Below are 10,631 nucleotides of genomic sequence, written 5' to 3'. Positions count from 1 at the left end.
AAAATAAAAGAATATGAACTTAATGAATAAGGATACATCAATTATGACCTTCATTGCCAAAAGAACAAAAAAAATTATGTTCACCTATATTGCCTATGCGCAATATTTACTTAAAACAATTATCACAGGCATCTTATGTACTCTTATTTTCACTTTTACAGCGTTACCTGCAATTGCCCATCAATATCAACTTGGTAATCTAGAAATTATTCATCCTTGGACGCGTGAAACACCTAAAGGCGCAAAAGTTGGAAGTGGTTATCTTTATATCATTAACCATGGAAATACCCCTGACCGATTGATTGCTGTTTCAGTAGAAGGAGTACAAGAAACAGAAATTCATTCTATGGCTGTTGTGAATGATATTATGAAAATGGAAAAAATGTCTAATGGCATCGAAATTCCAGGAAATGGTGAAATCACCCTAAAACCCGGTGGAAATCATATTATGTTTATGGGACTTTCAAAACCTCTCCAACAAGGTGATAAACTCACTGCAAAATTAATATTCGAAAAAGCAGGTACAATTGAAGTTGATTTTTGCGTAGATGCTATAATAGGAGCACACTCTCATAAATAAATTTATGACTTTGTTACATTCAATCAATTTTTTTAAAAATAAGAAGCACAATAAAGACTTATACTGCTTCTTATTTTCTAGAGAAAAGAAAAATTCTCCAATACACATCTTCCTTAACACAAAAATATGTATTAATTTAATCACGCTTCACTAATTTCAGGAATACGCAAAACCTGTCCAGGATAAATCTTATCAGGCGACTTTAACATCGGTTTATTCGCTTCAAAAATAATATTATTTTTATCGCCCTGTCCTTTCCCATAAACTTTTTCGGCAATTTTCCAAAGATTATCACCCGTTTTAACTTCATAAAAACGAGAATCTTTTTCTAAAATATTATTTTCAACCTTTAACTGATTAACATCAACAGAAGAAATGCCGTGCGAATTACCAACCGCTAAAATTACTTTTTCAAGTGTCTCTTTATCTTTAACTGCACCACTTAAAACAGCTTTACCGTCTTCAACGTGAATATCCATTTTTTTTGTGTCAAGGTCAAAATTATTAAGTACCGTTTTAAGATCTTTTCCTTTCAATTCATGGTCACCAACACCAAGTTTATCACCAACTGTTTTAATGAAATTAAAAAATCCCATTATAATTTTCCTTTCATACAATAAAAAGCTCATCCTTCGCTTAATCTATTATCATAATATTTTCTTTTATTCTTAAAACAGATAGGTCAGTTTTATAAACTTCAACGATTGAAAATAGTACGGCCTACTCCCTATAATTATTCACTGTAAATAGGAGTAAATTTTTATGAAACCACATTGAAATATTTTTTTCTAAACGAAAGGATCTTCAACAAAGATAAAAGCATTATACAATTGCAAAGAAAAACAGCTATCAGCATAAAAAGAAAAGGTTTTTTACTCTGTTACAATTTGTATTATATTTGTTTTGCAAAAAAAATGTGAACTCCCATATAAATAGCGTGGGCGATTTGCTGCCACAGCAATAGAAAGGTCTAAGAAGCTATGAAGGATAATCCAACAATCACTCAAACGATTGTACTTGTTGATGATGACCGTAATATTTTGACATCCTTATCTTTCGCACTCGAAACAGAAGGTTATCGAGTTGAAAGTTATACGGATGGAGCATCTGCGCTTAAAGGGTTGACGCTTCATCCCCCGCATTTAGCTATTTTTGATATTAAAATGCCGAGAATGGATGGTATGGAACTTTTACGTCGATTGCGTCAAAAATCTGATATTCCCGTCATCTTTCTTACCTCTAGAGATGATGAAATTGATGAACTTTTTGGTCTAAAAATGGGAGCAGATGATTTTATTACTAAACCCTTCTCTCAACGTCTTCTCATTGAGCGTGTGAAAGCCATTTTGCGCCGTTCAAACGCTCGAAGCCAACCGCTTTCAACAGGAACCTCACCCATCTCCTCTCTCAAACGTGGAGACCTTGTGATGGATCAAGAACGCCACACCTGTACATGGAAAGATAAACCTGTTATCTTAACAGTGACAGAATTTTTGATTCTGCAAACCTTAGCGCAACGTCCAGGTGTTGTGAAAAGTCGTGATGCTTTAATGGATGCAGCTTATAACGATCAAGTGTATGTAGACGATCGCACCATTGATAGTCACATTAAGCGTTTACGTAAAAAGTTTAAACAAGTGGATGACGATTTTGCAATGATTGAGACACTTTATGGAGTAGGTTATCGCTTTCATGAAGTGTAAAGTTATTTTGTCGTAAGAGTTTGAACGGCGATCATTAATGACGAAACATACTCAACTAAAAGCTCTACCACACAGAATACCAAATGATATCTCGTCGACACGACTCTCCACATTAACACATTTACGTTTTCGAGCGCGGCGTTTATTTAGACAATTATTTTTTTCCAGTCTTACACGCCGCATCGTTATTTTGAACCTCGCTGCACTTGGTGTTCTGGTTACAAGTATTTTGTACCTTAATCAATTTCGTGATGGCTTAATAGAAGCAAAAATTGAAAGCTTACGCACTCAAGGAAAAATTATTGCGGGTGCCATTGCCGCTTCTGCAACGATCGATACAAATTCTATTTTGATTGATCCTCAAAAACTTTTAGAATTACAAGCTGGAGAAAGTGTTACACCCGCACCTCAATCGACAGATACTTGGGATTTCCCTATTAATCCTGAGCAAGTTGCACCACTTTTACGCCGTCTCATTACACCCAAAACAACAAGAGCTCGTATTTATGATCGTGATGCTACATTACTTCTTGACTCACGCGTTCTTTATTCCAGTGGTGAAATTTTTAGCTACGATTTACCACCAATCGAAACACAAAAAAATCTATGGGAACGTCTCTATTCATGGTTTTCACAAACACTCTATGGCAATGGTCTCGTTCTTGATAGAGAACAAACTAAAGGAAATGGCGCTGTTTATCCAGAGGTTTACAGAGCACTGAATGGTTCTTCTGCAACCGCCAAACGGCGAAATAGACAAGGCCAATTAATTGTTTCTGTTGCCGTTCCTGTTCAACGTTATCGTGCAGTTGTAGGTGCTCTTCTTCTTTCAACCATCGGTTCAGACATCGACAATATTGTAAAAGGCGAAAGACTTGTTATTTTCAAAGTTTTTGTTGTGGTTGGCAGCGTTCTTTTGGTTCTTTCTCTCTTTTTAGCACATACAATTGCTAATCCATTAAGTAGATTATCCGCCTCAGCTAATCGTGTCCGTCATGGCCATAATAAACGAGTAGAAATTCCTGATTTTTCAGCACGTGAAGATGAAATTGGGCATCTTTCAACCTCTATCCGAGATATGACTAATGCTCTTTATATGCGGATTGAAGCAATTGAACGTTTTGCAGCCGATGTAAGTCATGAATTAAAAAACCCTCTCACTTCACTACGAAGTGCTGTCGAAACACTTCCTTTGGCTAAAAATAAAGCAGCACAGCTAAAGTTATTTGAAATCATCCAACATGATGTTCGTCGTCTTGATCGCTTAATTACTGATATTTCAGATGCTTCACGACTAGATGCAGAACTTGCCCGTGAAACAGCTCAAATCGTTGATTTGGGATCGCTTCTAAAAAATCTCACTTATGCAATTCGTGAAGTCTATCGCAATAAGCAAAATATTGATATCAGTCTTGATATTATCCCGCGTCTTCATGATAAACCTTATCTTGTTTTAGGTCATGAATTACGTCTAGGCCAAGTTATTTCTAATATCATTGAAAATGCACGTTCATTCATTCCACATAAAAATGGTAAAATTTATATTAAGATGAAAAGTAATACTTCAATTCTCATTTTAACAATTGAAGATAATGGTCCCGGTATTCGCTCAGAAAATATCGATCATATTTTTGAACGTTTTTATACCGACCGACCGACCGAAGATGCATTTGGACAAAACTCAGGACTTGGTCTTTCAATTAGTCGGCAAATTATTGAAGCCCATAATGGAACCCTCACCGCTGAAAATATTATTGATCCCTCACTTACAGACAGTAAAAGTGGTGCACGATTTATCATTACGCTTCCTCTCGTTCAATAAATTACTTACTCAAAATAAAAAAATACCCCAACAGCCCTCTTTTAGCCACTCTTTATCAGCATTATTCTTTGTCTTTGGAGCTATGCGGCTCATTTATAAGCTGGACACACTGTTATATTCATAATATTATGAGATCTATAAGGAATTGTCATGTTACGTTTATTTAGCGCTATTAAAATTCCTCAACAAACAACAGAGTTGCTTATATCTCTCCAAAATGGGTTACCAAAAGCGCAATGGATTAATCCAAGAAACTTTCATATTACTTTATCTTTTTTTGGTAACGTTGAGGACTCTATGGTTGATGAACTTACTCATGCTTTAAGCACCATAAAATGTCCTTCTTTTTCTCTACATTTAAATGGATTTGATGTTTTCAGATCAGAAAATAAACCTCATTCTCTTGTTGTTCGCATTGCACCCTGTGCAGAACTGAATTTTTTACACGAAAAAATACGGTCTATTCAAAATCAATTAGGGTTAACTCTTGATCCAAAACAATTTACTCCGCATATCACTCTTGCGCGATTACTCGACATAAAATCAGAGGATCTTTCTTCTTACTTGTCTTTTCAAGGAGATTTTTCTTTTCCATCTTTCAAAATTGATCAATTTGTTTTATTTTTGTCAGAGAAACCCTCAAGTGATGCACCTTATATTGTAAAAGGCATCTGGTCACTTCAAATCTAAAAAGCATCTTACTGAAAATCACACGAGAGAACGATTGAGTAAGATGCTTTAGTATAATAATGAATATCGCATTTTCATGCTAGAAGAATTGTTATCACAGATTTACTCTGTATCAGATTCAAGAGAAATTTCCTTTGATCCTCCTTTCGCGACACCAACAACCGCTGGACGCAAAACACGTTCGCCAATAATATAACCAGCCTGAACAACTTGCTGAACAGTGTTATCTGGAACATCAGGATTAGGAATTTCAAACATAGCCTGGTGAAAATGTGGATCAAACTTTTGACCTTCTGGATCAATTTTCTTTACACCATGGCGTTCTAAAGCAGTCATCATTGCACGCTCAGTCATTTCAACGCCTTCAGCCAACATTTTCAAACCTGCATCATTTTCGCGTGCTCCCTCTGGAATAGCTTCCAAAGCACGATTAAGATTATCAGAAACAGACAACATATCCCGGGCAAAATTTGCAATCGAATAAGCTCTTGCATCAGCAACATCCCGAGCAGTACGACGTCGAAGATTTTCCATATCTGCTGCAAAGCGCAAAAGCTGATCTTTCAACTCTTTATTTTCATTTTGCAGCGCAAGTAAAGGATCATTAGATTCACTTTTTTCATCTTCAACATCTGCACAAACTTCTGCTTTATTCATTTTCAAAAACTCATCGGCAGCTCGTTTTAATGTATCACGATCAGCTGGATTTTTTAAATCGCGATTTTCTAACACAGCATCTGCAACTTTATTTTTTTCGTCAGACATAAAAGTTTTATTCCTTCATAAGATTTACCATTCTCGATATCGAAGTTCTATGAACAAAAATCAAGAATTATTTATGCATCTTAACACAATGAATACTATAATAAAAATATGCAACTACATTAACGCAATAATTGAGACACAAGCTGAGCCGTATAATCAACCATAGGTACGATTCTTGCATAATTCAATCGAGTTGATCCAATAACACCCAAAGCACCAACAACTCTTTGTTGTGAATCACAGTAAGGTGCTACAACTAAAGAAGAATCATAAAGTGAAAACAACTTATTTTCTGAACCAATAAAAATACGAACTCCCGAACCTTCATCAGTCAAATCAAGTAATTTCACCATACTCTCGCGCGTTTCAAGATCATCAAGCAAATGCCGCAGCCGCTCTAAATCTTTTTCTGCTCTTACATCTTCAAGCAAATTGCTCCGTCCATGAACAATAAGATGTATTTTATGATTAACACCTTCTTTTTCCCACAGAGCTAACCCAGTTTCTATGAGATGATGAGATAATTGATCAAGTGCATCCCGTGTTTGAACACACAAACGAGCGAGCTCTACCTTTGCCTCACCGAGAGTACGTCCTTGAATATGAGCATTAAGAAAATTTGTGGCTTCCGTCAATTGTGTATGCGTAATACCTTCCGGTAAATGAACAATGCGATTTTCAACCTCACCTGTTTCTGTCACTAAAACTGCAAGAACATGTTCTTCATCAAGACGAACAAACTCAATATGCTTCAATGTTCCTTCCTGTCTCATTGCTAAAACTAATCCCGCTCCGCGTGAAAGACCTGAAAGAATTTGGCTTGCTTGAACAAGAAAATGCTCAATAGATTGCGCATGACCTGCTTCTTTAACTTGAGTTTCAATAGTTTCACGCTCCTCGGTTGGCAAATCATTCACTTCCATAAATGTATCAACAAAAAAACGTAAACCTAATTGTGTTGGCATTCGCCCTGCAGATATATGAGGAGCATAAATCAGACCCAAATGTTCAAGATCACTCATAACATTACGGATAGTTGCAGGCGATAAAGTTTGTTGTAAAAGCCGCGAAAGATTACGTGAACCAACGGGCTCACCATCACTAAGATAAGACTCAACGATATGGCGAAAAATATCGCGCGAACGTTTATCAAGATATTTTAAATCATCATCAATAGATTGGTGCTTCATCACAATTATTTCATTATTTCAAAGACATTTTTTCTTATATAAGTTGTATAAAAATTTGGTCAAATAATCTAAAGCAGTATATAAAGTATATCACATAATTTAGCGTAAAAATACCATCATTAAAAATGCTTGGAAATTCTGCATAGTTGTTTAATCCCTATTTTCATAAAAAAACAATTAAATAAAATAACAATAAATGTGTACAAATATTGTTTCTCATAAAAAATAGATATTCTCACATTTTACGATTTATTCAATAAACTTTAAATCCTGTTTATAATACCTCTACGACAAAATTTTAAAATCACATTTTTGAAATTTTTTGCAATATCTATAAATGCACTCCTTGTATCTTAACTATGATAAAAAACTCATACAAACCCAAAAAGAAATTTTATTATTCAAGTATTACGCTGCTTTTGTGGAAATTGAAACAATAACTAAAATAAAAGCTTTCGAATGATTTTATATTTGCTACTCTATTAGAACTTGCAAAAATTATTGTCGAGTTTGTCTATTTTACAAAATAAATTCTTAATCAAAAAATCATTGATCCTTCAATTCAGGAGAAATACCCATGAGAAGTATTACACCTAAAAAACTCGTCATTGCGACACATAATGCCGGCAAGTTGCATGAAATTACCACATTGCTCACTCCTTTTAGTTTAGAACTGCAATCCGCAAAAGAACTTGGTTTACCCGAACCAAAAGAAACAGGAACAACATTTGAAGAAAATGCCTATATTAAAGCTTTTTCTGCTGCAAAAGCTACAGAACTTCCCGCTTTATCCGATGATTCTGGTTTAGAAATTGATGCTCTAGGTGGTGCACCAGGCGTTTATACAGCTGATTGGGCTATACAATCTGATGGGACACGTAATTTTTCAAAAGCAATGCAAAAAATAGAAGATGAATTCCAAAAAATTGGATCTCTTGAAAAAGACCAACGTAAAGGTCGATTTATATCAGTAATCTGCATTGCATGGCCTGATGGTTATGCAGATTATTTTCATGGTAGCGTTGAAGGAACATTAATTTGGCCACCACGAGGAAATCAAGGTTTTGGCTTTGATCCAATTTTTTTACCAAATGGATATGAAAAAACTTTTGGAGAAATGTCAACAGAGCAAAAACATGGTTGGAAACTTAACGAAACAAATCCTCTTTCACATAGAGCACGCGCTTTCAAACTTTTAGCCGAAAATCTTTTGGTGTCTCATGCCTAAACCTTTTGGTATTTACATTCATTGGCCTTTTTGTGCGAGCAAATGCCCCTACTGTGATTTTAATTCACATGTTCGCGTTAATGAAGTCGATCAACCTCGTTTTGTAGCTGCCTTTGTGCGTGAAATGGAAACACAATATAACGAAATAGGCCCACGTCATATTACAAGTATTTTTATTGGCGGTGGAACCCCTTCTCTTATGGCACCTCAAACCGTTGATACTTTATTACAAACTGTTGCAAAAAACTGGACAGTCGACGATAAAACTGAAATCACACTAGAAGCCAATCCTTCTAGCGTCGAAGCAGGACGCTTTCACGGTTACCGTGCAGCAGGTGTTAATCGTTTATCTTTAGGTGTCCAAGCACTCAATGATCAAGCCCTCAAACAGCTTGGTCGTCGACATAATGTCAAAGAAGCTTTGCATGCAATTACTTTAGCCCGTGAAATTTTTTCACGTTTATCCTTCGACCTCATCTACGCTCGTCCCGAGCAAACACTCAAGCAGTGGAAATGCGAACTTTTACAAGCCATTGATTTAGCAGCAGATCATCTTTCTTTGTATCAACTTACCATTGAAGAAGGAACTGCATTTAAACGTCTTCATACGAAAGGAAAACTCGTTCTTCCTGTATCAGAACTTGCCGCAGACCTATATAATCTTACACAAGAAATAACCACTCTGCATGGTCTTCCAGCCTATGAAATTTCAAACCATGCAATCCCTGGCGCTGAATCACGTCATAATCTTCTTTATTGGCGTTATCATGAATATGCAGGTTTTGGTCCCGGTGCACATGGGCGTTTTATAAAGTACTTATCAAAAAATTCTTCCACTTCTGCAGAAATATCCTCCTTCAACAACATTGAAAACCAAGAACGCTCTGTCACAATGAATAAAAAACATCCTGAACAATGGCTTGAATTGGTAGAAACAACCGGTCATGGCTGTGTTGAGACAGAAGAATTAACTCAAGAACAACAAGCCAATGAAATGTTAATTATGAGCTTACGTCTTTCAGAAGGATTAGACCTTTTGCGTTATGAAGCTTTAAATCCTAAAGGTCTACCTCATAAAAAACTCATGGATTTACAGCAACAAGGCCTCGTGGAAATGGTCGGCAATCAGCGCTTAAAAGCGACAAAGACAGGACGTATAATCCTCGATCATATCATCCAACAATTAGCAAACTAAAATTTTCATAGTTTTCGCCAACTCTACTTAATCAGACACACTCGTATTTTAAGCAAAAAAATCAACAATAAAGCGTTCATAAATGGCAGTAAGTTTTTCCATTGCATCAAGCGTCACACACTCATCCACCATATGCATTGTTTGCCCTGGTAAACCAAATTCAACAACAGGACAATAATCTTTTATAAACCGCGCATCTGAAGTTCCTCCAGAAGTTGAACGCTCTGGTATCTTTCCTGTTACGCTTTTAATAGCATTTGATAACGTTTCAACCAACTGATCATTTTTGGTTAAAAACACACTTCCTGCTCCTTGTATCCATTCAAGCTTATAATATGGCAATTGATCATTGCTATTTTTAGGTTGCACAGAAGAAAGGCGATTTTCAATTTCAGTTATGAGTGTTTCTTTTGTCCAAAGATCATTATAACGAATATTAAAACGGATCATTGTTTGTGCTGGAATAATATTCACAGCAGAATTTCCCGTATCAATAGTCGTTAATTCTAAATTACTTGCTTGAAAATTCTCTGTTCCTTTATCCAAAGCAGTCTGAGTTAACGCCTGAATAAGCTTACTCGCTAAAGGCAACGGATTGGCTGCCCTTTCGGGAAAAGCAACATGACCTTGGTGCCCTTTAACTGTAATAACTCCAGAAATTGATCCTCGACGACCAATTTTTATGACATCACCAACTTCTTTCACACTTGTTGGTTCACCAACAATAGCTGCATCCCACTTTGCACCTTTTTTGACTGCCCATTCTAGAAGTTTTACTGTACCATTGATCGCAGGTCCCTCTTCATCACCTGTTATCAAAAAACTTACTGTTCCTTTTATTGACTGTTTTTTTAAACATCGAGTCAGGGCTGCTATAAAACAAGCAATTGCTCCCTTCATATCGACAGCACCACGCCCATACAATTTTCCTTGCTCGATCACACCTTCAAAAGGAGGATAAGTCCAGCTTTCCAATTGACCGGGTGGCACTACATCGCTATGACCTGCAAACATCAGATGAGGTCCTTCACTTCCCATCTTTGCATACAGATTTTCAACATCTTCCGTATTTTTATCCATAAAAACGGGTCTCTCAACATGAAAGCCGATCTCTTTTAAAAATTTTTCTAAAATGGATAATGCACCCGCTTCATGAGGTGTAACAGAAGGACAGCGAATAAGCGCCTGTAATAACTGTATAGGATCTGTCAAAGAAGACATAAACACTCTTTCATCAATTAGGATTTACTTTAAAATAAGGCTAGATCGGATGATAAAAAAGATAAAGTAAAATATTAAGGTTACTTACAAATACCACAAGAAAAAATAATAGTATTGAGGCTTTTTATAGCCTCAATACTCCGTGGCTATGCAAACATATAACAACACATTCAACAAAAAGTTCCAGCCAATATTATTGAATAATTTATGAATAAAAATTGGGTCATAACGCCTATA

At 36.0% G+C, this 10,631-nt stretch carries 10 protein-coding genes; 6 read left to right on the top strand and 4 right to left on the bottom strand.

The genetic code is table 11. The features are described from left to right. Nucleotides 1-40 precede the first annotated feature (40 nt). Nucleotides 41-580 carry a copper chaperone PCu(A)C gene (locus NPY00_RS00720; RefSeq protein WP_269020245.1) on the top strand — a complete coding sequence of 180 codons (540 nt, stop codon included), beginning with the start codon at nucleotides 41-43 and terminating at the stop codon, nucleotides 578-580. A gap of 140 nt (nucleotides 581-720) precedes the next feature. Here NPY00_RS00720 and lysM read toward each other — a convergent pair whose 3' ends face one another. Continuing rightward, nucleotides 721-1,176 (bottom strand): peptidoglycan-binding protein LysM, encoded by a 456-nt coding sequence (lysM, locus tag NPY00_RS00715; RefSeq protein WP_269020115.1) that lies wholly within the window; start codon nucleotides 1,174-1,176, stop codon nucleotides 721-723. 384 nt (nucleotides 1,177-1,560) lie between these two features. On the opposite strand from lysM, the gene NPY00_RS00710 reads away from it, so the two are divergent. The 3 genes from NPY00_RS00710 to thpR all read left to right on the top strand — a co-directional run bounded on the left by NPY00_RS00710 (nucleotide 1,561) and on the right by thpR (nucleotide 4,795). Further along, a complete protein-coding gene (locus tag NPY00_RS00710) occupies nucleotides 1,561-2,283 on the top strand; it encodes a response regulator transcription factor (protein WP_269020114.1) in 723 nt (240 codons plus the stop codon). A 37-nt stretch (nucleotides 2,284-2,320) separates the two neighbouring features. Continuing rightward, the gene (locus tag NPY00_RS00705; protein ID WP_269020113.1) at nucleotides 2,321-4,105 is read left to right on the top strand and encodes a sensor histidine kinase; all 1,785 of its coding nucleotides are present in this window, start codon (nucleotides 2,321-2,323) and stop codon (nucleotides 4,103-4,105) included. 150 nt (nucleotides 4,106-4,255) lie between these two features. Continuing rightward, nucleotides 4,256-4,795, top strand: coding sequence for an RNA 2',3'-cyclic phosphodiesterase (gene thpR / locus NPY00_RS00700; RefSeq protein WP_269020112.1), 540 nt, complete (start codon nucleotides 4,256-4,258; stop codon nucleotides 4,793-4,795). A gap of 102 nt (nucleotides 4,796-4,897) precedes the next feature. On the opposite strand, the gene grpE is transcribed toward thpR, so the two are convergent. Then, nucleotides 4,898-5,560 carry a nucleotide exchange factor GrpE gene (gene grpE, locus NPY00_RS00695; RefSeq protein WP_269020111.1) on the bottom strand — a complete coding sequence of 221 codons (663 nt, stop codon included), beginning with the start codon at nucleotides 5,558-5,560 and terminating at the stop codon, nucleotides 4,898-4,900. Between the two features lie 119 nt (nucleotides 5,561-5,679). Continuing rightward, nucleotides 5,680-6,750: a heat-inducible transcriptional repressor HrcA gene (gene hrcA / locus NPY00_RS00690; RefSeq protein ID WP_269020244.1), complete on the bottom strand. Its 1,071-nt coding sequence runs from the start codon at nucleotides 6,748-6,750 to the stop codon at nucleotides 5,680-5,682. A 577-nt stretch (nucleotides 6,751-7,327) separates the two neighbouring features. Between hrcA and rdgB the strand changes: the two genes are divergently transcribed. Both rdgB and hemW read left to right on the top strand, forming a co-directional pair. Further along, nucleotides 7,328-7,978: an RdgB/HAM1 family non-canonical purine NTP pyrophosphatase gene (rdgB, locus tag NPY00_RS00685; protein ID WP_269020110.1), complete on the top strand. Its 651-nt coding sequence runs from the start codon at nucleotides 7,328-7,330 to the stop codon at nucleotides 7,976-7,978. Next, entirely contained in the window at nucleotides 7,971-9,173 is a 1,203-nt protein-coding gene (gene hemW, locus NPY00_RS00680) for a radical SAM family heme chaperone HemW (RefSeq protein WP_269020109.1), read from the top strand. Before rdgB ends, hemW begins: the two co-directional genes overlap by 8 nt. A 48-nt stretch (nucleotides 9,174-9,221) precedes the next feature. On the opposite strand, the gene dapE is transcribed toward hemW, so the two are convergent. After that, on the bottom strand, nucleotides 9,222-10,394 hold the full coding sequence (gene dapE / locus NPY00_RS00675; protein WP_269020108.1) for a succinyl-diaminopimelate desuccinylase: 1,173 nt from the start codon (nucleotides 10,392-10,394) through the stop codon (nucleotides 9,222-9,224). Between the last annotated feature and the right edge of the window lie 237 nt (nucleotides 10,395-10,631).

This window comes from Bartonella sp. F02, assembly GCF_026929975.1.
In the GTDB taxonomy this organism is placed as follows: domain Bacteria; phylum Pseudomonadota; class Alphaproteobacteria; order Rhizobiales; family Rhizobiaceae; genus Bartonella.
Note: the sequence above shows the minus strand (reverse complement) of the source record. Positions and strands in the feature narration are given on the sequence as shown.